At 61.6% G+C, this 23,411-nt stretch carries 26 protein-coding genes and 1 tRNA gene; all 27 read right to left on the bottom strand.

What is annotated here, in order from left to right; genetic code table 11:
• Window positions 1-98: 98 nt before the first annotated feature.
• The gene (locus KGZ40_01880) at window positions 99-2,060 is read right to left on the bottom strand and encodes an ABC-F family ATP-binding cassette domain-containing protein (protein ID MBS3956273.1); all 1,962 of its coding nucleotides are present in this window, start codon (window positions 2,058-2,060) and stop codon (window positions 99-101) included.
• A gap of 173 nt (window positions 2,061-2,233) precedes the next feature.
• Window positions 2,234-2,587 (bottom strand): DUF86 domain-containing protein, encoded by a 354-nt coding sequence (locus KGZ40_01875; protein ID MBS3956272.1) that lies wholly within the window; start codon window positions 2,585-2,587, stop codon window positions 2,234-2,236.
• The gene (locus KGZ40_01870) at window positions 2,577-2,885 is read right to left on the bottom strand and encodes a nucleotidyltransferase domain-containing protein (protein ID MBS3956271.1); all 309 of its coding nucleotides are present in this window, start codon (window positions 2,883-2,885) and stop codon (window positions 2,577-2,579) included. Before KGZ40_01870 ends, KGZ40_01875 begins: the two co-directional genes overlap by 11 nt.
• A 162-nt stretch (window positions 2,886-3,047) precedes the next feature.
• Window positions 3,048-3,473: a putative toxin-antitoxin system toxin component, PIN family gene (locus tag KGZ40_01865; GenBank protein MBS3956270.1), complete on the bottom strand. Its 426-nt coding sequence runs from the start codon at window positions 3,471-3,473 to the stop codon at window positions 3,048-3,050.
• Entirely contained in the window at window positions 3,470-3,757 is a 288-nt protein-coding gene (locus KGZ40_01860; protein MBS3956269.1) for a type II toxin-antitoxin system Phd/YefM family antitoxin, read from the bottom strand. The genes KGZ40_01865 and KGZ40_01860 overlap by 4 nt, the downstream gene beginning before the upstream one ends.
• 191 nt (window positions 3,758-3,948) lie before the next feature.
• A complete protein-coding gene (locus KGZ40_01855) occupies window positions 3,949-4,182 on the bottom strand; it encodes a toxin-antitoxin system HicB family antitoxin (GenBank protein ID MBS3956268.1) in 234 nt (77 codons plus the stop codon).
• A gap of 171 nt (window positions 4,183-4,353) precedes the next feature.
• Entirely contained in the window at window positions 4,354-4,743 is a 390-nt protein-coding gene (locus KGZ40_01850) for a type II toxin-antitoxin system VapC family toxin (protein MBS3956267.1), read from the bottom strand.
• Complete coding sequence (locus KGZ40_01845; GenBank protein MBS3956266.1) at window positions 4,740-4,994, bottom strand: ribbon-helix-helix protein, CopG family; 255 nt, start codon at window positions 4,992-4,994, stop codon at window positions 4,740-4,742. The genes KGZ40_01850 and KGZ40_01845 overlap by 4 nt, the downstream gene beginning before the upstream one ends.
• Before the next feature lie 177 nt (window positions 4,995-5,171).
• On the bottom strand, window positions 5,172-5,462 hold the full coding sequence (locus tag KGZ40_01840; GenBank protein ID MBS3956265.1) for a putative addiction module antidote protein: 291 nt from the start codon (window positions 5,460-5,462) through the stop codon (window positions 5,172-5,174).
• 1 nt (window position 5,463) lies between these two features.
• Window positions 5,464-5,766: a type II toxin-antitoxin system RelE/ParE family toxin gene (locus KGZ40_01835; protein MBS3956264.1), complete on the bottom strand. Its 303-nt coding sequence runs from the start codon at window positions 5,764-5,766 to the stop codon at window positions 5,464-5,466.
• A gap of 435 nt (window positions 5,767-6,201) precedes the next feature.
• Window positions 6,202-6,276 (bottom strand) — tRNA-Val (locus tag KGZ40_01830).
• A 61-nt stretch (window positions 6,277-6,337) separates the two neighbouring features.
• Entirely contained in the window at window positions 6,338-7,312 is a 975-nt protein-coding gene (galE, locus tag KGZ40_01825; protein MBS3956263.1) for a UDP-glucose 4-epimerase GalE, read from the bottom strand.
• A gap of 10 nt (window positions 7,313-7,322) precedes the next feature.
• On the bottom strand, window positions 7,323-8,414 hold the full coding sequence (wecB, locus tag KGZ40_01820; GenBank protein MBS3956262.1) for a UDP-N-acetylglucosamine 2-epimerase (non-hydrolyzing): 1,092 nt from the start codon (window positions 8,412-8,414) through the stop codon (window positions 7,323-7,325).
• A 48-nt stretch (window positions 8,415-8,462) separates the two neighbouring features.
• On the bottom strand, window positions 8,463-10,679 hold the full coding sequence (locus KGZ40_01815; protein ID MBS3956261.1) for a cell wall-binding repeat-containing protein: 2,217 nt from the start codon (window positions 10,677-10,679) through the stop codon (window positions 8,463-8,465).
• A 155-nt stretch (window positions 10,680-10,834) separates the two neighbouring features.
• Window positions 10,835-11,287 (bottom strand): type II toxin-antitoxin system MqsA family antitoxin, encoded by a 453-nt coding sequence (locus tag KGZ40_01810; protein ID MBS3956260.1) that lies wholly within the window; start codon window positions 11,285-11,287, stop codon window positions 10,835-10,837.
• A gap of 10 nt (window positions 11,288-11,297) precedes the next feature.
• The gene (locus KGZ40_01805) at window positions 11,298-11,633 is read right to left on the bottom strand and encodes a type II toxin-antitoxin system MqsR family toxin (GenBank protein ID MBS3956259.1); all 336 of its coding nucleotides are present in this window, start codon (window positions 11,631-11,633) and stop codon (window positions 11,298-11,300) included.
• Between the two features lie 109 nt (window positions 11,634-11,742).
• Complete coding sequence (locus tag KGZ40_01800; GenBank protein ID MBS3956258.1) at window positions 11,743-12,570, bottom strand: nucleotidyl transferase AbiEii/AbiGii toxin family protein; 828 nt, start codon at window positions 12,568-12,570, stop codon at window positions 11,743-11,745.
• Window positions 12,567-13,205 (bottom strand): hypothetical protein, encoded by a 639-nt coding sequence (locus KGZ40_01795; GenBank protein MBS3956257.1) that lies wholly within the window; start codon window positions 13,203-13,205, stop codon window positions 12,567-12,569. The genes KGZ40_01800 and KGZ40_01795 overlap by 4 nt, the downstream gene beginning before the upstream one ends.
• Window positions 13,206-13,528: 323 nt before the next feature.
• Window positions 13,529-14,476 carry a calcium/sodium antiporter gene (locus KGZ40_01790; GenBank protein MBS3956256.1) on the bottom strand — a complete coding sequence of 316 codons (948 nt, stop codon included), beginning with the start codon at window positions 14,474-14,476 and terminating at the stop codon, window positions 13,529-13,531.
• Between the two features lie 114 nt (window positions 14,477-14,590).
• Complete coding sequence (locus tag KGZ40_01785; protein MBS3956255.1) at window positions 14,591-16,507, bottom strand: polysaccharide biosynthesis protein; 1,917 nt, start codon at window positions 16,505-16,507, stop codon at window positions 14,591-14,593.
• Between the two features lie 19 nt (window positions 16,508-16,526).
• Window positions 16,527-17,756: a DegT/DnrJ/EryC1/StrS aminotransferase family protein gene (locus KGZ40_01780; GenBank protein MBS3956254.1), complete on the bottom strand. Its 1,230-nt coding sequence runs from the start codon at window positions 17,754-17,756 to the stop codon at window positions 16,527-16,529.
• Window positions 17,695-18,312, bottom strand: coding sequence for an acetyltransferase (locus tag KGZ40_01775; protein MBS3956253.1), 618 nt, complete (start codon window positions 18,310-18,312; stop codon window positions 17,695-17,697). The genes KGZ40_01780 and KGZ40_01775 overlap by 62 nt, the downstream gene beginning before the upstream one ends.
• A 39-nt stretch (window positions 18,313-18,351) precedes the next feature.
• Entirely contained in the window at window positions 18,352-18,957 is a 606-nt protein-coding gene (locus KGZ40_01770; protein MBS3956252.1) for a sugar transferase, read from the bottom strand.
• Window positions 18,958-18,994: 37 nt separating this feature from the next.
• On the bottom strand, window positions 18,995-20,113 hold the full coding sequence (locus tag KGZ40_01765; protein MBS3956251.1) for a glycosyltransferase family 4 protein: 1,119 nt from the start codon (window positions 20,111-20,113) through the stop codon (window positions 18,995-18,997).
• 104 nt (window positions 20,114-20,217) lie between these two features.
• A complete protein-coding gene (locus KGZ40_01760) occupies window positions 20,218-21,180 on the bottom strand; it encodes an SDR family oxidoreductase (GenBank protein MBS3956250.1) in 963 nt (320 codons plus the stop codon).
• A gap of 128 nt (window positions 21,181-21,308) precedes the next feature.
• Window positions 21,309-22,433 carry a glycosyltransferase gene (locus KGZ40_01755; protein ID MBS3956249.1) on the bottom strand — a complete coding sequence of 375 codons (1,125 nt, stop codon included), beginning with the start codon at window positions 22,431-22,433 and terminating at the stop codon, window positions 21,309-21,311.
• Window positions 22,430-23,401, bottom strand: coding sequence for an O-antigen ligase family protein (locus KGZ40_01750; protein ID MBS3956248.1), 972 nt, complete (start codon window positions 23,399-23,401; stop codon window positions 22,430-22,432). The genes KGZ40_01755 and KGZ40_01750 overlap by 4 nt, the downstream gene beginning before the upstream one ends.
• Between the last annotated feature and the right edge of the window lie 10 nt (window positions 23,402-23,411).

The raw sequence follows: 23,411 nt of genomic DNA, 5'->3' as shown, positions 1-23,411 counted from the left end.
CGCATATCCAAACAACATTGTAAAGATTGTTACAATGTACGGTTATCGCAGGTGAAGGGCGTCACAACGTTACGGCCGAGCGAGCATCACGGGCGGGGTTAAGACCCGGCGTCGGCTCGCTCCACAGCATCGGCAGCGATCATCCATGCCTCTTCCGCCTGGGCCAACCGGGGCTTGATGTCGGCGTACTCACTCATTGCAACACTGAACTCACCTGCGTCTTCGTAGAAAGCGGGATCGGCCATCAGGGCGACGAGCTGATCGTGGCGATGTTGCAAGGCCGCCAGTTCGCGCTCGGCCCGCTCCAGGGCTGCCCGGCTGTCACGAGTTTCCCGGTAGCGGCGGTTTCTGTGCTCCGCTTCCTCCCGCTTGCGTTCTTTCGACTTGGGCAAGGACGGAGGCGCTGCGGCCTGGGGAGGTCCGGAGCCGCCAGCAACGTCAGTTGCCTGCGCATCGATCCGCGCCCGCACCGCCAGAAACTCGTCGTAGTCGCGATCGTACACGGTGGCTGTTCCATCACGCACGTCGACGATCTTGTTCGTCACGGCCCTAATCAGGTGCCGGTCGTGCGTAATGAGGACAATTGTACCCTCGAATGACTTGAGCGCCGCTTCGAGCACATCGGACGACGCGATGTCGAGATGGTTCGTGGGTTCATCGAGACACAGAAGCGGCGCGGGCTTCACAAGCATCTTGGCCAGCGCCAATCTGCACCGCTCCCCTCCCGAGAGTACCGCTACCTTCTTGTCAACATCATCGCCAGTGAACAGGAACGTGCCGAGCAGCCGTCTGACCTCGGATTGTGTCCAGCCGGGAGCCACCGAATCGAGCTCGTCGAAGACCCTCTTGGCCGGATCGAGCGCCTCGAGCTGGTGCTGGGCGAAGTAGGCCACATCTACGTTGACGCCCCAGACGCGCTCCCCCGCATCGGGTGCGAGAACGTCGGCGAGCATCTTGAGAAGGGTGGATTTTCCCGCACCGTTGGGTCCGGTGAGCGCAACCTTGTCACCACGGTAGAGTGCCAGATCGAGAGAGTCGTACACGACGTTATCGCCGTAGGCTTTGCGCACCCCCGAAAGCCGTACCACCTCGTCTCCCGTCCGTGGTGGTTGCGGAAACGCAAAGCGCACACTGCGTCGCTGCTCGGGTAGCTCGATACGCTCCATCCGCTCAAGCTTCTTTATCCTGTCTTTAGCCTGTGTCGCTTTGGTGTTCTTCGCGCGGAAGCGCTCGACAAATCTTTCCATATGCGCGATTTCGCGTTGTTGCTTGCGGTAGGCCGCTTCGAGTTGCTGAAGCGCGAGTGCCTTGGCGTCTAGATAGCGCTGGTAGGTGCCTGTGTACGTTGTGACGTGACGCTGATCGATGTCGGCGACGTGGTCAACAAGGCCCTCAAGAAACGCGCGGTCGTGACTGACAATCACGATGGCCCCCTCGTAGCTGCGCAAAAACGTCTCGAGCCACGTGACACTTTCAAGGTCGAGGTGGTTGGTTGGCTCGTCGAGGAGAAGGAGATCGGGGGTCGCCAGAAGCATCCTTGCTAGCGCGAGCCGCATGAGCCAGCCACCCGAGAACTCCTCGGCCATGCGGGAAAGGTCGCGCTCCTTAAATCCGAGACCGGTGAGAACCGCTCTCGCACGCGGCTCGATGGTGTAGCCGCCCTGATGTTCGAACCGCTCGCGCGCCGCACCGTATTCAGCGAGCAACCGCTCTTGCGCCGAACCGGCGGGGGTCTCGGCGATCTCGCTCTCAAGGAGGGTGAGACGGTGTTCAAGGGTGGTGACGCCAGACGCGGCCGTTAGCGCTTCTTCAAGGACGGTGCGCCCCGATATCTCGATCGCTTCCTGTGTAAGGTAGCCGATCACCACGTCCTTTGCCCTGGTGACAGTACCGCTGTCAGGGCTCTGCTGACCTGCGATGATCTCGAGCAACGTCGTCTTCCCGGATCCGTTGTGACCCAGAAGGGCGACCCTGTCGCGCGCGCCGACACGCAGCGACGCCCCCTCGAACAGGACGCGCGCGCCAAAGGTCTTGGTAACGGAGTCAACAGAGATGATCACGGTGACAGTCTACCAGGGAGTTACGCTAAAGCGCCCCTTCGAAGGCTCTCGGCGGAGAGTCCGAAAGGGCGCACTGTGATCGGTGGTGGTGGGCCGTGGTCGACGCGCTTCGAACGGTGCGTAGGCGTCAGTGAGTTGAGCCGCTAGCGAAGCGAGTCGGGTTGAACTACTGGTTAGTCCGCCCGCTCCAGATCATCAATCAACGCGCGGCACTCCTCGCGAAGCACCGGAGCGTCATGCTGCGCGATCGCCCAGACAACCTCGTCTCTGATCGCGATGTAGTCGTGCACGAGTTGATTGCGAAATCCCACGATCTTGCGTGCGTTGGAGATCTGGCCTGCCAACTCCGGGTTCTGTCGAGAGATGGCGTTCACGGCCTCGCCGATGATCGTGAACTCGCGCTCCACTGCAGAGCGGATCGTGCGGTTGGCAAGGTACGCCTCAACGTCCACGCCGCTGAGCGTAGCCACGACGGAATCGCATGCATCGACGATATCCCGCAGATAGGCGAGCGCGCTACGCCGCATACAACACCTGCTTCGACGCCTCGATATCCGCAAGGATATATGGATTCTTGATGGCGCCAGACATCACAAGGTCGACAGGGCCACCGAACATCTCACGCAGTTCACCGAGCATGGCGAAGTACGCCTCCGCAAGCGCATACGGATCACGCGCCTCGAAATCGACGAGCAAATCGACGTCACTCTTGCCGGGATCATAGTCATCGCGCAGCACTGAGCCGAAGACGTCCATGCGGACGACTCCGTACTTGCGACACAGAGCGGCTATCGCCTCGCGCTTGTCTTCGATGGCTGCGACCATGATGTACCTCCAAGAGGAATCCTACCCGCGATTCACGAGCGGTGCCAAGCGCGAGCCTGAAATACTCTCCTTAAGGACGGTCAAACGCTCTTGGGCGAAGAGCGACGCCAAGATGCGCGCAACAGACGCCATCGTCGCGGTTTGTCGCGGTGGATGCGCGGGTTAGGTGTCTCGCGTTGACCCCCCGAGGCGGACCCGCTCAACGAATTCTGCTGGCGACGCCACCGACACGCCGCAGCGGGACTGTGGGGGGAAGTGCGCCAGGTTCCCCGTGACCAGACAGTCAGCGCCGCAAGCCAAGGCGACTTCAAGGAACGGTTCATCGTCGGGGTCCGGAAGGCGCGCGGCGAGCAGCTGTGGAGCGGCGATCTCACCGGCAAAGACGATGTAGTCGAGCAGCGCAGCGACCGCATCAGGCTCGAAGCCGAACCTCGGTCTTGCGAGGACCTCGTCGTACTCTGCGAGTATGCGGGCATCGAGACACAGGGTCACCGCGCCAGAAGACACCATGCGGACGATCTCACCGGGAGGGCCGAATGGAGAGAGGAGCCCGGAGACGAGCACGTTGGTGTCGAGCACTATCCTCAACGGACACGGGCCTTGCGGACCGCAGCTACCTCCGCGTCGATCTCAGCTTGGGACAGCGCATCTGTTCCGCGGGCAACCGAGCGACGCTGCATAGCGGCAACCGCATCGACAGCGCGTGCCTGACGAAACGCCGCGAGTGACTCTTCCAGGTTGGACTCGTTGACCGCTGCCAATATGGCGACGGGTCGCCCATTGCTGGTGACGACCATCTCGCGCTCATCCGGCAGGTCGCGCCAGATGTCAGCAGACTTTCCGCGGAGATCCCGGACGCTGATGAACTTCATGATGTGCCTCCAATCGTGACACTATTGTGTACACGATGGTGACTCACGTCAAGAGAGCGCGTTCGCTTACGGGAGTCTCGCGCGTCCGGACTCGAATTACTCGTGTCGCTAACGCGCGGCGAGTGAGCGGTGGCCCACCCGCAGGCTTGATTCCCGCGCGCGCTGCCGCCCGCTGATGCTTGTTCTACTGATCAGACGTCTGCTTCATCCGGCTCGACATCGCAAACCTTGCCCATGGCGCGCTCGAACTTAGCCCGGTCACCACTGGTAGCGCGCTCTTCGAGGTACGCGACCGTCATGAGCGCCGCCATCTTCTCCGCGAGCGCGGTAGTGATGAGCTGGTTGATCGAGACGTTCTCTTCTTTTGCGAGTTCGCGCACCTTGTTGTGCAGCGACTCGGGCAGACGCAGACTGATGGTACTCATGATCGCTCACCTATCCTTCGCAACAGCTCGTCCGCTGGTGTAGTCGAACGCATTAGGCTTGACCTGCAGCCGCGGCCAGATCAGTGGCGGGCTCAGAGGGTGCCCTCGGGTTACAACCATTCTGCCTGCCACTCTCGTGCGCGCAGGCCTGATGCGCGTGTTCGACATCACTCAACTGCGACTGTACGGAACGACCACGTCCTTCATCATGGAGAAATGTCGCTTGTTGAACGTCACGAGCACCGCACCAACGGAATCGGCCGATGCGGCGACAATCGCATCAGCGAGTCCGGTGCCGTGGGCCGGTCGGTAGCGCTGTCTGCAGATACCTCCGAGACGGGCGAGCGCCCGGTCAACCGGGATGACCTCGAACGCGTCGAGGAACCGCTCGAGCGCCTCCTCCTCATCGATGCCTTTCGCGCCCGAGTACAACTCCGCCACCGTGATCGCCGAGACGTACAGTTCGTCTTCCAGGGATTCCACGTACCGGATCGCCTCGTCGCGCCCGCGCAGGTACTCAATGATCACATCAGTGTCGAGAAGGAGGCGCTTCGTCGTCATGAGCGGTCAGCCCCAGCATCCAGCCGATCCCACTCGCTTCGCAAAGCATCTGCGTCAAGCAAGTCCTGGCGATCCCTCCACAGTCCTTTCGCGCTGCGAATCAAATCGAGCCGACCCGCCGAACTCTCGCGGTCGATGAACCGGTCGACTGCTGTGCGAATCACTTCGCTCTGGGTCGTGCCCAGGCGTCGCGCGATCGCCTTGACCGCCTTCTGCTCACGATCCGTAAGGTAGATCTGAGTTCGCCGCATGATGCACCTCCGATGAATGTACATCGTGAGTATACATCGTAGCTGCGGTGGTGCCCAGTCTCTTGCATGTCCAACGTGCTAGGTATGACCAGCAATCCGGCCACGCCTGGATTCCAAGTCGCGAATACCTCACACGACCGGTTTGTCTGCGTCGATGCCTTTGTTAGTCATTGACGGCTAAGCGCACCTACGAGCGTGGAGACTCAGTCCTAGTGAGCGCATGACCTTCATGATCGTGCCGAGCTCAGGGTTACCCTCAGCAGAGAGCGACCTATAGAGCGACTCGCGCCCCAGTCCGGCCTCGCGCGCCACCTGGCTCATTCCTTTGGCCCGGGCGATGTCGCCGAGAGCAGCCGCAACCACACGTGGATCGTCTTCCTCGAACGCGGCCTCAAGGTAGCCGATCATATCGTCTTCGGTCTTGAGGTAGTCGACTGCGTCGAACAGCTTCGTCTTCGTGTGCGCCATCTCAGTCATCCTCTCCGAGTCCGGCGGCCAACTGCTTGGCCTTGGCGATGTCCTTATCCTGCGAGGACTTGTCCCCGCCTATGAGCAAGACCACAAACAGCTCGCCTCGCCGAGTGAAGTACACGCGGTACCCGGGGCCGTGCGGGACGCGCATCTCGCTCACTCCATCGCCGACCGGCTTCACGTCTCCGGGGTTCCCGAAGGAGAGCCGGGTGATCCGCGCGAGGATGCGCTGCCTGCCCTGGGCGTCGCGGAGCCGCGCCAGCCACTCGTCGAACTCGTCTGTTCTGCGAATCTCAATCACACGACGAGTGTATTCCACAGGCTACAACTAGTCAATCCTTCGGGGTCATCTGACTAACGATGAGTACGTAGTCCGCATAACAGCATCTGGCAACAAGATCATGCGTGACCAGGGTGCTTCTCGGGTCAAGGCGAGCGTGGCTGTGGTCGGGTGCTGCCCAAGCTCTCATGGACCTTCCCACCTGGAAACTCCCGCATGGCGTGCGGCGCAAGGAGTCGTCTGCGAAATAAACGTTACTGGCAGGTCGAGGCGGTAGCCAGGGCCGCGACGAGCGCATGGTCGCAGTTCGCGACAGCTGACACCGAAGGCAAGCGCCACCTTCTCAATGCCGCAGTTTTGAACGCCGAGCTCACCGACTGCGCTATCGGCTCCTACCAGCTAAAACGCCCCTTCGAATATCTCCGCGGAGACCCCGAAGGGGCGCACTGTGATCCATGGTGGGCGATACTGGATTTGAACCAGTGACTTCTACCGTGTGAAGGTAGCACTCTCCCGCTGAGTTAATCGCCCGCTTGGGTGCCGCGTTGGCGGCGAAAGTCATTCTACCATTCCCACACGTGAGTTCCAGAGGCTAACGCTGTGGGCTAACGCTGTGCCACCGCCATGCGTCGGCGATCATGGTATGCAGCTCGCCGCGCGCCGGTATCCAGCCGAGTTCCGCACGCGCACGATCCGCCGAGGCGACAAGCACGGCCGGGTCACCCGCTCTCCTCGGCCCGGTGCGTACTTCAATGTCGACTCCGGTGACCTCGGCGCAGGCGCGAACCACCTCGAGGTTGGAGTAGCCCTGTCCGTTGCCGAGGTTGAAGACGCCACCATCACCGCCGGCGTGAAGGTGTTCGAGGCCAAGACGGTGCGCCTCGGCAAGATCGCACACGTGGATGTAATCGCGGACGCACGTGCCATCGGGCGTGGAGTAATCGTCGCCAAATACCTCGAACTCGCGTTGCCCGCTTCCCATGGCCTGCAAGATGCGCGGAATGATGTGGGTCTCAGGATCGTGGGCCTCGCCGAGAGAGGCGTCCGGCCACGCGCCCGCGACGTTGAAGTACCGGAAGCGGACAGACCTGATTCCGTGAGCGGTTCCGTAGGCGTCAAGCATCTGCTCGAACATGAGCTTAGTGGCGCCGTAGGTGTTGATTGGCCGAGTGGGGGCGTCCTCGATGATGGGAACGCTCTCGGGCTCGCCGTAGACCGCCGCTGTGGAGCTAAACACAATGGCGGGGATGGTGTGGCGTCTCATCGCTTCGAGCATGAGCACCGGCCGAGCGGTGTTGACGTCGAAGTACGCACCCGGCTCGCGCTGCGACTCGGCAACCTCGATGAGACCCGCGAGGTGCATCACGGCGTCGCAACCGGGTAGCGCGTCGTCGAGAGCGGTAATGTCGCCGATGTCGCCACGCACGAATCGCGCGCGCGGGTCGACCGCCTCGGCGCGCCCACGCACCAGTGAGTCGAGCACCACGACATCGTGCCCGGAGTCGATCAGGTGACGCGCGGTGATCGAACCGATGTAGCCTGCGCCCCCAGTGACACAGATCCTCATGCGCGCCACATCAAGCATCCAATCCCTGAAGTGGAATTATGCCGCCCTGGAGTGCTGCCACCACCCGCCCGGCGACCTCACTATCCCATCGCTCCGGGCGCTCCCAGTCGCGCGACGAGGCGAGTGCATCTTCGATACCGGTGAGAACCGCCGACGTCTCCGCGGTCACGAGCCGGTTCGCGCCCACGGTGACGGTAATGCCGCGCTCAGTGTTGCGTCGCACGGTCACGCACGGCGTGCCGAGCACACACGACTCCTCCTGCACACCTCCAGAGTCAGTCACGATAGCGGCAGCGTCGCGCTGAAGCGCGAGCATGTCGAGGTAGCCAACGGGGTCAACCACGTACGTGCGCGCCTCATCGGTGAGTCCAGCCAAGGCAAGCAGCGGTTTCGTGCGCGGATGTGCCGGAAAGAGCACCGGTAGTTCTATCGCCATGAACGCGCTCGCAATGGCGGCGAGCCGCTCGGGGTGGTCGGTGTTCTCCGGCCGGTGCACCGTCGCGAGCACGTAGGATCCCGGCTCGAGCCCGTAGCCGCGGCACACTTCGCGGCTTTCGACCCGGACGGCATTGCGAAGCACGCTCTCGGCCATGATGTTGCCGACAAAGTGAATGCGGCGGCGTTCTACACCTTCGGCCACAAGGTTATCGTCGGCGTCGCGCCCAGGCGTGAGATGCATAGCGGAAAGCTGGTCGGCGACGAGGCGGTTGATCTCCTCGGGCATCGACATGTCGCCGGAACGCAGACCCGCCTCAAGGTGGACGACCGGGATGTGCAGCTTGCTCGCGGCAAGCGCTCCAGCGAGCGTGGAGTTCACGTCGCCCACGACCATGACGGCATCGGGGTTCTCGGCGATGAAGAGCTCCTCGAGCGCCATCATCGCCTTGCCAGTCTGCACCGCGTGCGTTCCCGACCCTACGCCGAGAAACCACGTGGGCTCAGGGATATCGAGGTCGGTGAAGAAGACGTCGCTCATGGCGGCGTCGTAGTGTTGACCGGTGTGTGCGAGGCGCGCCTCAATCCCGGCCGAGGCAAACGCGGGCATGAGCGGTCCCACCTTAATGAAGTTGGGGCGCGCGCCGACAACGACGATCAGCCGCATGTGATTCCTCTCGTAACGGCAACTGGCAGTACCGATGGTATCAGTTCGCTACGGAGCGATGCGTGAGATCTCGTCGACAACGTCGTTGGAAACCGCGGACGTGCCACCGTACACATGTACGGCGTTAATCCGGTGACGGTGTGTCTGCAGGAAGCCCGAGCTCGGCACTGGTAGCGAGCCGGTGTTGGTTAGCAGCAGGACACCGCCAGCCGCACCGGCAGACGAGCCGCCGGAAAGCGCGTCGGCGAAGCCGCGGCCAGTTGCTACCCCTACTACGCCGGTGTCAGCCCAGTGAAACCTGAGCGCGTACTCGGCAACCTTTGCCGCAGTCTCGAATCGATCCTTGCCGCCGATACGGTCGACCCGCTGGATGCCAGTAACACCTCTAAGCTCCGTGGCGACCGAATCGGCGATGGCCGCTGTTCCGCCAACCATGAGGGCCTCTTCGGCTTTGATAGAGGTAAGCGCCGTGCGTGTGCTGGAACTGAGGGGACCGAGCGGACGTGTCATGAGCACCGGAATCTTGCGTGCGTAGGCAAGCGGAGCAACCGCGAGCGCATCAGCGAAACCATCGTGACGGACGATGAACGCGATACCGTTCCAGTCGAGTCCCGCGCGGTTGACTTCCGCGATCGTCGCCGAAGCGACGGCAGCTGCAGTCGCAAAGCGATCAGAACCCCAGACGCGTTCGACGTTGACACGGCCAAACTCGCTTCTCAGCGCCGTCTCGACGTCCGCACCTACTGCCGAGGTACCCCCGATGATGAGAACCCTCTTCGCACCAAGACGGGTCATCTCAGCGAGGACTTCAGCAGGCAGACCCGTGCGCGGGGTAAGCAGTACCGGAGAGCCGTACGCTCCGGCAAGACCAGACGCAGCAAGGGCGTCGGGGAAGTCAGCACCCGTCGCGAGAATGACTGTCTCACACGACCCCGCTGCAAACGTTTTGCGCGAGATATCGACGGCGGTTAAGTAACGATCCTGTCCTGAGAGGCGCTGCACCGAGGCGTGCGTGCGCGGGCCAATCGACCACGTGAGAGCAAACGCACCAGCGCCACGAAACGAGCTAACCTGAACGTAGTAGACGCCGCCTGCGCCTACCGGAACATCATATGTGATCACGTCAGGATAGTATGGGAGCCTGCTTTGCGCGACCGGCAAACCGGTGTGAACCGACGCAGTGCCAGGCGCGAACAAGCGAAGGTCGAAGTCTGTGGTGCTCTCACCCGAAAGCGAGAGCGTGATGCGCTCGCCAACGAGGGCGGCGGGCAGCGCGTAGACATACGTGGCCCCGGTGCTACCCAACGCGTTCACCACGGGCGAGGCGCTCACGGCGACCCCGGGAATCTCTGCCTCGGCACCGGGAGCAGGCGTGGGCGCAACGGTTGCCGAGAGTTCATACAAGGGCGAACCTGAGGCCGCCCACACGTTCAGGTAGTACGTGCCGCCAGCACCGAGAGGCACGTCGTAGAAGAGAAACTCAGGATTGTCCGGTGTCGCCGCTCCGGCGACCGGGGTGTCGGTCGTGACGTCGGTCGCACCGGGTCCGAACAAAAATACGTCCGCATCTCCTCCGGTAGCGGACATGGCAACCGACAGGCGCTGTCCGCCAGCCACCTCGATCGCGTAGACGTGATCGGGCTCGGTTCCCCGATCGAGCTGTCCGGTCACCGATGGCGGTGTGTACGTCACACCAGGAATCGAGTGAATGGGCCCTAAGACAGGCGCCGCTGCGGTAGCAACGTTGAGCGTGTAGGCGCCGATCCCTGAGAATCGCTCGACTACAACGTAGTACGTCCCCGCGTGCGGCGCGCGCACGTCGTAGACGATGCGCTCGGGATACGCGTCGAGCAAAGAGGAAGCAACAACGCCCAAGGAGTGAGGTTGCCGGTAAAGGTAGAGGTCGAAGTTCGTACCCGACACACCGGTAAGCTCGATCGCGACGCGCTGATCGGCACTGAGAGTAATGCTGTAAACGTCCGAGGCCTCGTCCGCGGCGAGCAAGCCGACCGTTGCGCCAGGGCCTATCGGCACCGCCGAGGAGAACTCGGGCACCGAAAGAGCGGTCATACCACCCGTCAAGTCATCCCGCACCAAAGCGTCTGCGAGACGCGCCTGCTTTACGCCGACGGCGGACTCACCCGCGACAACACTTTGCGACGCAACCGCGGGCGCAACCGCAGGCACCACAGTCACAACCAGAGCGGCACACAGCAGCCCGCGCGCAACGACGGAAAAGATACTATCTCGCTTCGAGCGAGCCATTCCCCTCACTCCCCTCCATCCGAACCCTCGCGCACGGCGTATGGCGCGCCCTCAATCTACTCTACCCTACCGGAGCGCTCTGACATCGTCCAGGCTGCCGACACCCCGCACTGAACACTACACGCAAGATGGAAGGAGTTGGGGCGTGAGATACGTCAGCCCTTGCGGTACGGCCCGCGTCCCTCGCGCGCGACGAAGCCAGTCTCCCCTACCAGCTCCGGATGCGCTCGAAGCAGCCTCATGAGCGTGTCGGCGGTCTTGCTCTGAACGAAGAGGCCGCGCTCCCAACGGCCCACGGTCTTCTCTCCCACGCCAAGCAGTCGTTCGAGATCACCCTGAGTGAGACCGAGGTTCATCCTCAGCTCGCGGATTTCGTCGGGGCGAAGAAGGCCCGCTTCCTCGCGCGCGAGCTTGGAAGCTGCCGCCCGTATCGCATCCGTCTGACCCGCTGGATGGAATTCCTCTGCGCACGCGGTGCAGCGCTCGTAGTCGAACCCGCTGACCGTGTAGCGGCCCGTGCGCAGTTCGACCGTCACTGGTTCGCTTGTCGAAACGATCGACCGCGCGCCACAGATCGGACACGCCGGACCCACCGTCATTGTCGCCATGTCACACCCCTTAATGGGCTTCACCATCAGCACAGAAGCTTAGAACCACAAGACTATGCCCGTCCTCGGTCTCCGTGAGTTTCAGATAGCGACGACACCCATCGAACGTCGGCCGGTAGATGTCGAGCCACACACCTGGGCGTTCGAGGTGCTCCTGTGACTTGTGCAAGTCGCAAGAATCGAGCGCCTGAACACATGCCCGCAAGTCCGCTTCGGTCCACTCACGCCGATCCATGTATCGTCGCACCCGCCGAGGAATCACGTAGTGACCCTCTGCAATCCGTTCTTGTATCACGCGTAGCGGATAGTGCGCGCCAAACTTCTCACGCTTCCCTGCATGTGCCACGCCACACCCCTCGTCAGCCAAGCGAGAGGGGATCGCGCGCCCAATAGTAGCGTGGTATTCCTTTTCGCACAAGAGGGATAGGTACGCGAAGAGCGCCGCCGAGAATCGCTTACGCCTCTTGCCCCTCTCCCACCCCTCGCTGCCTCAACACCCCGAGCACGGTCTCACGCTCGAGCATCCAGCGGTCGGCGTCGCGCTCGAGAAAGCGCTCGACATCGGTGAGCACGTGGTCCCACGGCGCCTCCCTCATCCTCGCGTACAGAGCAGACCTCCACGCGCCCTCGTGCGCAAGCTCCGTCCGACCCGCCTGCACGCACGCGTTGGCGAGCAACACCTCATTGGGTTCCGGCCAGCTTGGGTCGCTCAGGTACCACACAAGGTCGTAGACGTCCCTGCCCTTGATCCATTCTCGCAGGAGCAACGCGGCGATCTTGCCGGCGAGGAGCGATGAGCGATCGTGGTGAGCAAGCCTGAGTGTCGCGTACCTGCGCACCGTCGTGACCTCGACGACGGCACCAGCCGGCGGGTTGGTATCCACTTCGATCTTGACCGAGAACGTCTTGTCCCGTTGCGGACTGAGTCCCAGCTCGTGTTCGAGCCCTACGAAGCGGACGAACGCCTTGTTGACGGTGGTCTTGGTGGCAACCTTCAAGGTCACGTTATACGCCTCGCGCTCGAACCGCGTGCGCACCGCCTCAAGCAGCGCCGTGAAGTCGTACTTCGCGGCATCTACCTCCAGAGCGAAGTCGAGATCTTCCGAGAACCGGGGGATCGCGTAGAGGAACCGCAACGCGGTGCCGCCGTGGAAGGCGAGGTACTCCCAGGCACCTCGGTCCTGCAACGTTTGGAGTACCCGCGCCTGCAGATACTCACGCATCACGTTGGTCGCCGCCTGCCGAGGAACCCCGCTGACGACACTCGCCAGGTACTCCTTCACTCTGTGAACTCCTCTCGCTCGATCCACGCGAGACCGACCACGTTCGCCGCGAAGCGTGCCACCTTGGGGCTCGCGAATCTCTCCGCGTGCTCCATGAGTCTCGATGCGTCGATCTCGTCGAGGTGCTGCAGTCGCAGTTCACGGGCGAACGCGGGATTGTTGGAGCCGGTTCGCAGGTACGCCAGGTCGAGGAGCGCCTTTTCCGGCGTCGCCACGAACGCAAACCTGCCGCCGGAAAGCTCCACGTGTTCGTATCCCCAGAACAGCGACTCCTTCACATGGTGATACACGAACGTACCAAACGGCGTCTTACGAGATGCTTGCCTGCCGGTGGTTAACGCTGTCGTGACGAAGACCGCTTCCGGGATCAGTCCGGCATCGGCGAGCACGGTCTCGAGACTCACGTACGAACCGGGCACCAACGTGTTCGAGACCTCGTAGGGATGAGGCTCTGTGCGCCGGTACGGCTCCGACAGCGCGTACACGCCACGCCGCAGCTGCACCACGAACCCGTCGGACGTCCAGCGGGACAACTGCTTGTGCACATTGCGGACGTCTGAACCGGGGCCGAGGAGCATGCCCGTCGTGAAGACAGGCTCGTCGCCCACTATCGCCAGGAGTTCTTCGCGTTTCATGGCAATAGGTTACCATATGTGGTAAGTTCATGCCATGAAACTCACGCTCCACAGTAGGCTTCATCGCGCGCGAGTACCGCCAGTTCAGCCACAGGAAGACGAGTCAGACGGCGACACACGCAAGATGGAAGGAGTTGGCGCGTGAGATACGTCAGCCCTTGCGGTACGGCCCACAGTCTTCTCTCCCACGCCAAGCAGTCGTTCGAGATCACCCTGAGTGAGACCGAGGCCATCCTCAGCTCAATGTAGGTTGGAGCCAGACGGTCGCCCCATGGTCCGAGTATAGCGGGCGGCACCGACAGGGGACTTCGCTGGGGCGCTCCCTAGAACAGGAACACCAGGTAGCCAACGTACGCGGCGATGAAGACGAGCCCGACGCTGCGGCCTACGTTTCCGCGCCAGACGAGCAGAGGCGCCAAGAGGAGCGACGTCCCCACCATGATCCACACATCGATCGATGCGATCTGCTCGGCGACCACCATAGGACTCACGAGCCCGGTCACGCCGAGAATCCCGAGGATATTGAAGATGTTGCTGCCCACAACGTTGCCCACCGCCACGTCGGGATGGCGGCGAATGGCGGCCACTATGCTCGTCGCCAGTTCAGGCAGGGACGTACCGGCCGCAACAAGGCTCAGTCCGATCACTGCTTCGGGCACGCCGTAATTGCGAGCGATCTCCGATGCCCCGTCCACGAGGAGCCTCGAGCCGATGACGAGTGCAGCAAGGCCCCCTATCAGGAAAGCGGCTCCTGCAAGCGGGGAACCGGTGGCAGGTACGTCGTCCGCCCCGTGCTCATGATAGGCAGCCGATGGGAGCGAAGGATTGCGCACCTCCGACCGGTACGAGAACACTACGTAAACGCCCAGGCCGAGAAGCAGCAGGGCGGCGGGAATCCGTCCGATATCACCCGTGACGACGATGAGCGCAAGCGCAAGCGCCGAGGCCAGCATCACCGCAGTGTCACGTCTCAACGCGCGCGGGTTCACGAGTATAGGGGTGATGACCGCGGAGACACCGAGCACCACGAGGATGTTGAAGATGTTGCTGCCAACTATGTTGCCGACAGCGATATCAGACGCGCCTTCAAGCGCGGCGCTCAAGCTTACGATGAGCTCGGGTGCGGATGTGCACCACGCGACGACTGTCATTCCTATAAGGAGCGAAGAGAGTCCGAAGCGCCGCGCGATCAGGACCGCGCCGCGCACGAGGAACTCGCCGCCGCCGAACAGCAACACCAGGCCTGCGGCGGCCGAAAGATACATGAGCATTGGACAGACTCCCTCCGGCACCATGGTCAGCGCGCATCCGGCCCGTGTCGGCCGGTTCCTGTGAATGCCCCAGGGTAGCGTTCGGGTGGGTGGGACGCAAGCAGCCGAGTTGCCTCACCAGGACCGTACTCGAAGCCGCCGAGCGTTCTCCTCCATCTCGCACCCATCGAGCGGCTCCCCGATCGAGGCGGCGGCAAGCTCGCACAGCAGCGGCACCAACACCCCAGCGTCGTCGCCGATACGCGCCTCGCGCGCGAGCGTCGCGATGCGGCCAGATAACTCCCCGTTTATCCACGGCAGACAGCTCAGTCGCACCACAGCGGGACACTCGGTGGGCAAGAGATCACCATCGGGCTGCACGAGGATCTCATGCAGCTTCTCTCCAGGGCGCAAGCCTGTGAACTCAATCGTGGTTGGCACGCCGCTCAGTACAATCATGCGACGCGCCAGTTCGACGATCTTCACCGGCTCGCCCATCTCGAGCACGAAGATGTCGCCTCCGTCGCTCATCGCTTGGGCCTGCAAGACGAGCCGAGCCGCCTCCGGAATGGTCATGAAGTATCGCGTGGCGTCCGGGTGGGTGACGCGAACAGGCCTTCCGTTGCGAAGCTGCTCCTCGAATATCGGAACAACGCTGCCTCGCGAGCCAAGCACGTTGCCAAAACGCACCGCAGTCGCGCGCAGACCGTTGCGGGCCGCCTCGAGCATGACGCGTTCGGCGACGGCCTTGGTGGCGCCCATGACGTTGCGGGGCTCGACCGCCTTGTCAGTGGAGATGAGCACGAAGTGCTCCACCTCGTGGTGCGCGCACGCAGCAAGCACGTTCATCGTGCCGATCACGTTCGCCCGCACGGCTTCAGCGGGCTCGGCCTCCATGAGCGGAACGTGCTTGTAGGCCGCCGCGTGAAAGACGACGCCGGGTGGCGTCGCAGCGAAGATGCGGTCGATCTTGCGGTCGTCGCGCACGTCGCAGATGTGCATACGCGCGACACCCGGCCACGTCGCCTCGATCTCGAGGTACATCTCGTAGAGGCGCGACTCGTCGATCTCGAGCAGGAGCAATCGCTCAGGCTGCATCTTGACGATCTGGCGGCACAGCTCTGAACCAATCGATCCGGCGGCCCCCGTCACCGCCACCACCTTGCCGGTGAGCGTACTCGATATGAGCTCAACGTCGATCTCGACCGGCTCCCTGCCGAGGAGGTCGTCCACAGTCACCTGGTGCAGGTCACTCAATCCCTTGAACTGCTCTTCGACCACGAATCCGGGGATGATACGCGTCTTTACGCCCGCACGCGTACACAGGTCGAGCACTTCACGCTTGCGCGCAGGCGTAAGCGATGGGATGGCGACAAATATCTCGTCGACGCCATGCTCCCGGACAACCTCTTCGAGCGCCGATATCGGACCGAGGATACGCGCCGCGTGCACAGTCATGCCGTGCTTTCGCGGGTCGTCGTCAACGAAGCCCACCACGTACATGCCAAGGTCGGGCCGATTCTCGATGTCGCGCAGCAGAAGTGAGCCGGCGTCACCCGCGCCCACGATGAGTACCCGCGTACCGCTGCGCATGCCCGCCTGACTCATGACCACCCACAGGCGCCCCATGGTCCGCAAAGCGCCAAGTCCCACAAACGCGATGACCCCCGTGATGAACACGACTCCAAACGGTACGAGCCTCGTGCCTTGGATCGGCGTGAGAGCGACATTGAGCGCGAACAACACGGCCATCGCGAGCCCCACCGCCAACGTCAATCGCGCTATCGCGTACACGCCGACGTGCCGCAGCACCATATTGTAGAGGCCGTTTAGCAGCAACATGCCGATGAACACGACGACCGCTACCGCCATGTACTCCCACAGGTAGCGCCTGAACACCTCGGGTACCGAGCCCTCGAAGCGCGCAAAGTACGCGAGCGCGACGGCCACCACCACAACGGTGGCATCGGCGAGCATCAACATAAGTATCTGTACGCGACGCGACGTATGCACCCGCTGCTTGGCCTTGAGAAGCCAGTTCCCCTGCGGCATTCCTTTGGTCCCCCGTCGGCTAGGTCGCGTCTTCTGTCGCCTGACGCATCACGTCCGCCATGACGTCAGCCGCATGTCGCATGTCGTTTTTGGTGAGCGTGGGATCCACCTGCAACATTACCGAGGTCTCGCCGAGCGCTCTGGCGACGGGCAGGCGCTCCGCCGGACCCCAGCCCCGCTCCACGAACGCGCGCTCGAGATAGATTTCCGGGCACGATCCCTGCGTGAGGACGACGCCTCGCGCGTTGACCTCATCGAGTATACGCGAACGATCCCACCCGGGCAGCAGCGCCTCCGGCCTGACGTACGCGTAGTACTTGTAGTATGCGTGGTAGGCACTGGCGGGCGGCACCGCGACTCGCAGACCCGGCACCTTCGCCAGTGCTTCGTCGAGCACGGCCGCGTTGTGCCTGCGGTCTGCAACCCACTGCCCGAGCTTGCGAATCTGCACGCGTCCCACCGCCGCCTGCACCTCGGTCATTCGCCAGTTCGTGCCAAACGAGCCGATGAGCCACTTGAACTCAAATCCCGGCTTGGCCGTTGCGGCCCGCATGGCGTCGAAGTCACGTCCATGGTCCTTGTACTCCCACGCGCTGCGCCAGACGTTCTCGTCGTCGCTGACGAGCATCCCGCCCTCACCACACGTGGTCATGATCTTGTCCTGACAAAACGAGAACGCCGACGCATGTCCAAAACTTCCCACCAAACGCCCCTGCCACCGCGCGCCATGCGCCTGCGCGCAGTCCTCGATGACCTTCACGTCCCGTTCCCGTGCAAGCGCCATGATCGCGCTCATATCGCACGGCCACCCGCCGAGGTGCACGACAATGACCGCCTTCGTGTCCGACGTCATCGCCTCGCCGAGCGTCTCGGCCGTCACCACTCCAGAGTCCGCATCGACATCGGCCACCAGCGGCCGAGCGCCCACCGCAACGACCGCGGTCGCCGTCCCGATGAAGGTGCGTGCGGGCACCACGACATCGTCACCCGGCCCTATGCCGAAAGCACGCAGCGCCAGCTCGAGCGCCACGGTGCCGTTGGCAAGCGTAATCGCGTGCTTCACGCCCAGGTAGGCCGCGAACTCCTTCTCGAACGCGCGACCCTGGCCGCCGGTCCAGTAGTTGACGCGGCCCGAGCGCAACACCGCTTGCGCGGCGCCGATCTCGTCAGGACCGAATGTGGGCCAGCTACTGGGCATCATCATCCACCGCGATGACACGCGCGGGAACGCCGACCGCAGTAGCGCCATCGGGCACATCCGCGGTAACGACCGCACCCGCACCGATCGTGCATCCCGCACCGACGCGTACGCCCGGTAACACTACCGCCCCCGCGCCACAGAAGCTCGCCTCCCCCACTGAACAGCCGCCCAGAAGCAGCACACCTGGAGCGATGTGACAGTGGGCACCTACAACGCTGTCGTGGGCAACGAGACATCCCACGTTCAAGATGACGTTGTCTGCGACCTTTGCGCCAGCGTTGACAACGACGTTCTGCATTGTCTGCACGCCCCTGCCGATGCTCGCGTAAGGACTAAGACTTGCCGAGGGATGCGCGAGCGAAACCAGAAGATCCGCATGAGCGAGGGAATCGTGCACGCGCCGCCGTGCGGTGACTTCGCCTATCGCTATCGTGAGACCATCGAACTTGATCTTCACAACGTCAGGAACGACAGGAGCGCCCGTGGGCTCATGCACGCCTCTCATTGCGTCGTCCTGGAACCCAGCGAGGCTGTGTCCGCACGCCACGATGAGGTCCGCGACCTCTTTGGAGTGCCCTCCAGCACCAATCACCGCGATCCTCACGCCAGTTGCACCCCTCGGTAGCCCGACTGTTCCATCGTCTTACTCGCTAGCACGCTCGTCACTCCCACGGAACTCAGGCATCGTCGCGTGTCCCTCGGCGTTTACGCCCCGCAGCGAAAGCACTTGTCCTGCCGTCATCCAGAGAATCTTCATGTCAAGCATGAACGACCGGTTGTCGACGTACCACACGTCTAGAGCCAGCCGCTCGTCCCATGATAGTGCATTGCGCCCGTTGACCTGCGCCCAGCCGGTGATGCCCGGACGGACTTCGTGCCGACGTGCCTGCTCGGGTGTGTAGCGGTCCAGATACTCGGGCAGTAGCGGCCGAGGCCCGACCAGACTCATATCGCCCCTGAGCACGTTCCAAAGCTCAGGAAGTTCGTCCAGTGAGGTGGAGCGCAAGAAGCGCCCGAGGCGCGTGAGGCGCTCCGCATCGGGAAGCAGTACGCCGTCAGGACCCCTCTCGCTCGTCATCGTGCGGAACTTGTACATGCGAAAGAGGCGGCCGTTCTTGCCTGGACGCTCTTGGACGAAAAGTACGGGGGAGCCGAGTCGTAGACGAACTAGAAACATCAGGGCCAACAGCAGCGGACTGAGCAACAGTAGGCCGATAGCGACGAGCACTGTGTCCAGGAGGCGCTTCATAGTCGAGTTCACCTTGTGCTCCACGGGTTACCGGTGTTCAGGCTTCCAGTACTTCTCGATAGATTGCCTCAAGCCCGGTCCAAATGCGTGCCTGAGCGAACTCCTCGACAACGCGCCTCCGGGCCGATTCTCCCATAGAGCGCGCTCGGTCGGGATTCTCCAACATCAAGCGAAGTGCAACAGTCAACTCCTCGGAATCGCCTGGCGAAACGACAAGCCCCGTTTCACCATCGACGACAGCATCACGAGCGCCGGTCGCAGTCGTGGTGACGGTTGGTATTCCTGAGGCGGCAGCCTCGAGTGGGGCGTTAGGGAAGCCTTCTCGATGGGTCGGTAAACACAGTACACACATCAACTGGTAGTAAGGTGCCGTCTCATCTACTAATCCCACTCTGATTATGCCTTCATGGCGCTGAAGCATCCGCATCGTCTGGGAAGGCAAGGCATCCTGACGCTCCACCTCCCCTACGATGAGCAGTCGCCTTGAGTGGTCTTCGGAGTACAGATGATCAAAAGCCTCAAGCAACTCGACCGCACCCTTGTCTCTTGTCAGTCGTCCAACGAAACCGACCGTTGGGGTACCTTCAGGAAGATCCAGCTCCGTTCGCATCGACTGAACGAGGTCAGACGTACAAGTGTCCACAGTGAATCGAGCACAGTCGACACCATTGCTGCTACCCGCCCCAATAACGTGCGCCTTCCGCTCCGCAACCACTCCTGATGCAACCGCTTCGCTACGAAGGCTATGGCTTACACAGATGACAACACTGGCGCAACTACATGAAATTCGTTCCGTCATCGCGAGAACGGCCCGCTTGATTCCCTTGGCTCCTTCTAAGCGAAGACCGCGCATCACGTAGACCCGGCCTTTCACCCGCAGCAGGTAAGCCGATATCATCCCGATGAGTCCTGCCTTAGGCGTTCCTGCGTTGACGACGTCGGGCTGTATGCTGCGAATGAGCGACAGCATTGCGCAAAGCGAGCGCATGTCGCGCAGTACTGACACCTCTCGACACATCGGGATCTCGTGCACCACGACTCCCTCACGTGCAGCAACAGCAGACAGCTCAGCGCCGGGCGCACATGCGAGATGCACGGCCCATCCCCGCTCCACGAAGTAGGCCATCTGGCCACGAAGTAGTGTTGCGGCGCTCATTGGAACAGTTACACAGTAAAGAAGCTTTGGCCCCGATATTGAAATAACCGAGCTGTCTTGGCCCCGAGCTAGCGGCGGCTGAGGTTTCGAATCATTGGGTTCGGTCACCGTGTCGGCCTAACCTGGCAGTTCGTTGCGTACCACTCAAGCGTCCGGCTCAAGCCATCCTTAAAGCAAACTGAGGGCTCATAGCCGAGCACGGTCTTTGCGCGTTCAATAGCGGCGTGCGAAAACCGAACATCGCCAACCCTCTCGTCAAGAAAGCGGGTCTCCCCTGTGTGTGAGGTAAGGGAAATCAGAGATTCAATGAGCTCAAGCAGTGAGATTCGAACGCCACATGCGACATTAACCACCGCCCCGTCGAGGCTATCGGCTTCCAGTGCAAGCAAGTTCGCTCGCACTACATTCTCGACAAAGGTGAAGTCTCTCGCCTGCGTGCCGTCTCCATGGACAGTGAATGGCTCTCCTTCGAGTGCGGCAGTCATGAACTTGGCGATGACACCCGAGTACTGCGAAGTCGGGTCCTGGCGGGGTCCGAATACGTTGAAGTAGCGGATGGCTAGTGTTTCCATACCGTAGATCTCTGAAAAAACACGGGTATAGTGCTCGCATGTAAGTTTCGACACCGCATACGGTGACCGAGGGTTTGGGGTCATGCCCTCATGCTTAGGGAGCTGCTCTCCGTCCCCGTAGACCGAAGAAGAGGATGCGAGTACGACCCGACGCACACCCGCCTTGTGTGCCGCACTCATCAGTTTCAGCGTACCGCCGACGTTCACATCGTTGGTCGTCACCGGCGCCTTAATCGACCGGGGAACCGATGGCAAGGCCGCCTGATGAAGAACCATGTCGACGCCGGCAACAGCCTCCTCGACCGTTTCGAGATCCCTGATGTCTCCCTCAATCAGCTCAATGTCACCCAGGCAGTGCGTGAGGTTCTCACGCCGCCCGGTGGCGAAGTTGTCAAGTACCCGGACACGGTACAGATCCCTAGCTAACAATCCATCAACAATGTTGGATCCAATGAATCCTGCACCGCCGGTAACGAGCACTGTCGATCGACTCATGCAGTTCTCCCTCGTTGTCCAAGAGCCCGTGACCACTCTCCCGTGCCCGACAGAAATATCTCAGTGCCGCTCGTTCGCGATAAGTAGTTCATCCTCAACCGTCGCCGCATCACCACTTTCATCGACAATTACACCTGCTCGCTCCATGCAGCGCGATAGGATTGGACCATATCTTTGATGTCGTAACGCTGCACGATCACTCCTCGGCACTCAAATTTGCGGCGAGTCCAATCGCTATCACGCTTCATCAGTTCGATAGCGGACACAATCGCATCAGCTAGAGCATCTGAATCTCGCGGGGGGACAACCCAGCCAGTCTGGCCAACAATGGTTCGAGCGTCGCCAACAGCGGTAGTCACACATGGGGTGCCACACGCCATTGCCTCACAGATGACATTAGGAAATGCTTCGGTCCGCGATGAGAGCACATGGATGTCGATTGCGTTCATGACGGCTGGAATGTCTTCTTGTCTGCCCAACAGCATCACACTGTCATTGACATTCCATGCTGCTAGCCGCTCTTGAATACCACGGTTGGCTGAGTCCAGGCCGTTCCCGACTAGGACACACGTGAACACAACCCCTCTTCGCGCGAGGGCGGAAAGTGCTTGAAGCAGGTTCTCATGGTCTTTGTCTGGGTGTAACCTGCCGACCATGCCCAGCACGGCTGCCTTTTCGTCCACGCCCCAATTTGTTCGCAGTCGCTCCCTAGCTGCCTCACTTGGGGCAAAATGCTGCAGATTATAGCCGTTCGGAACAACAATCATCTTGTCAGACGCGAAGCCTATGTCCCGATGCGCATCAAGCGCACTCTGGGCGCAACAGATGATTGTGGAAGGCACGACGTAGGAGAGGACTGCATTCAACCGCGCGATCATGCGTGTTGCACGAGAAGAGGTTGATTTGTCGAGGCGCGCATGGTGCACCCCCCAACATACGCGGCGAATGCCCGCAGCCTTCGCAACAATCCCTCCAATTAGGTCAGCATGGTACATCCAAGTCTGCACCACGTCAGGCTTCTCAGCTCGCATAATCTTCCAGAGACGAAGGGGCGCATCCACACGCAAACGCCCTTTTCGCATTCTCAAGCAATGCACGACGCTGCCGGCTCGCTCAAGCAGCCGACCGTATTTCCCTTCATCCATCAGAGACACTACAACATGAGCTTCTGGATTGCTGGCGATAATGAGTCGATACAGAGCTGACTCTGCACCCCCGTCGTTCAGTCCCGTGATTACGTGCAGAACCTTCATGGGCGCTCGGTGCCCTTGGGAACAGTCACACACAAAGATCCGCCAGCCGCTGCCATGGACAACACTAACCAGGTCACCTTTCTCGCCTCAAGGTTGAGAATGAAGGAGCTGACTACGAGAACTGCTCCCAGTAGAACCCAGTAGGCGCGAGAAGGGCCTCTCAACAAACAGCGCTGCCCAAGGGCCGAAGCAGCCAGCCCCACCCAAAGAAGCAGACCGACAACCCCGCCGCCGACCGCGACTGACAAGAAGGCGTTGTGAGCTGAGTGGAATCCCCCCAGTAGCCTTTCGGCCACAAATGGAAATGTGCCGGTACCAAAGCCAATAAGCGGACGATTCCAGAAACCCTCCAGGCCTGCGTTCCAGATTGGGATGCGATTTCCGAGCGTTCCTGAGCGGATCTCGTAAGGAATGGTCGCTGCCCGAGTGAAGCCGTCATGCGCGAGATCAACCACGAAGAGAGAGGCCAGAGCGACCAACAATACGGGAGCCCAGGACCGCCAGCGTCGACCAAGCCCAATACCAGTCAACAAGACCCATGCGATGATCATCCCGCTAACAAGCACTCCTAAGCGAGAACCGGTCAGAAAGACGGCAAGGAACGCAACAGGAATCACCCCCCAGCAAAGAAGTCTCATGACGCCTCCGCTGCGCCCACCAACATACCAGCCTATGACAATGGCGACATTCAAGTAGACTGCCAAGTCGTTAGGATCGAAACCTATTGCTGCATACCGCGCGTACACTACCTGTGTTCCTTCGACGAAAGCAGCAAGTGTTCCAAGGGCTGAAACCCACGAACCGAGAACATATGCAAACATCAACGCCTCGAGTCTCGCCTGATCAGCGACGTACAGGACAACAAGCACAGAAGCGATGAGCAACTGGGTATATGTGAACGCCATCGAAACCGTGATTGCCGGATGAATACTCCAGAAGAGACTGACCCAACTCCAGAGTACGAACACTAGTCCCCAC

It is taken from the genome of Clostridiales bacterium (genome assembly GCA_018333995.1).
Taxonomy (GTDB): domain Bacteria; phylum Actinomycetota; class Coriobacteriia; order Anaerosomatales; family SLCP01; genus JAGXSG01.
Note: the sequence above shows the minus strand (reverse complement) of the source record. Positions and strands in the feature narration are given on the sequence as shown.